The sequence below is a fragment of the Mesorhizobium sp. M7A.F.Ca.CA.001.08.2.1 genome, from assembly GCF_003998455.1.
GTDB classification, from domain to species: Bacteria; Pseudomonadota; Alphaproteobacteria; order Rhizobiales; family Rhizobiaceae; genus Mesorhizobium; species Mesorhizobium ciceri.
Map to the genome: position 1 here is coordinate 1 of NZ_RZPW01001261.1, position 927 is coordinate 927.

The following is a 927-nucleotide window of genomic DNA, read 5'->3' on the forward strand; positions in this document are numbered from 1 at the left end:
AGATGCCGCTCTCTCAGTTCCTGTTTTCAATCGGAATGACGCTCCACGCCCGCATGAGGAACTGCCGTCATCAGACCAGGTCGTTTTGTCGTTGCCGCCCAAACAGGACGGTCACCCCCAAGACCGATACGAATATTACCTGGTCAAGGTAGTTGCTATGTGGGCCCGCGCCACGGCGGTCAGCGTGGGCCCGTACGCTGCGCTGACCGGTGCTCACTATCGCCTGCGAGCCACGATCGTAGATCAGCGCTTGGCGTTGTCACTCTCCGAGTCGGCCCGCGCGAGGAACTGCTCGGCTGTCGCTGGAATATGGCTTTTCAACCAGTCCGCCATCGCAACTTCCTCACGCAGATTCTCTTCGCAGAGCTGGGCGACCTCTGCTTCGCCTAGCGATTTGGCGGCAGCGATCAGGATTGTGTAGGAGGCGATTTCCATGTGCTCGAACGTGTAGCTTGCAAGCGATCCCTTCATCACTTCGTCCCCGGCGAACACCCCACTGAGCGACTGCGCCATTGCCGTCAGCTTGCCGCCGGCATCCTTCAGTGTGGAAGATCCTTGTCCGATGCGGTCAAGACAGGTTTCCAGCCGAGCAGCCTGCTGTCTGGTCTCCTGGATGTGCTGGCGAATCCGCTCGCTGAGCTCAGGATAGTTCTCTATCCGGTTCAGTTGCCCATTCAACATGGTTTCGGCCTGCTCCTCCATGGCGTGAGCATCCCTGAGCCATTGGACAAGCCATTCGCGTGATTCTGACATTTCATACCTCCTTCATGGGTCGGCCAGAACTTTCAAAGGGAGATATTGTTCCTCATCGGTTGAGCTGCCGAGTCAGCCTGTATTGCAGGCTCCTGGAGGTAGGCGCTGCAAGCGGGCGCTTGGCACCAGGAGAGAGTGGCGGGCGACGGGCATGGTCGCGGTGTCCGCGTTGGC

1 protein-coding gene is annotated in these 927 nt (G+C 59.1%); it reads right to left on the reverse strand.

All coding sequences use genetic code 11. From position 1 onward, the window contains the following. Positions 1 to 243: 243 nt before the first annotated feature. Entirely contained in the window at positions 244 to 753 is a 510-nt protein-coding gene (locus EN914_RS36675) for a ferritin-like domain-containing protein (RefSeq protein ID WP_024504634.1), read from the reverse strand. Positions 754 to 927 lie beyond the last annotated feature (174 nt).

Excerpts from the sequence above, each read along its gene's own strand:
- EN914_RS36675 (WP_024504634.1), bottom strand. The coding sequence starts at position 753 with ATGTCAGAATCACGCGAATGGCTTGTCCAATGGCTCAGGGATGCTCAC.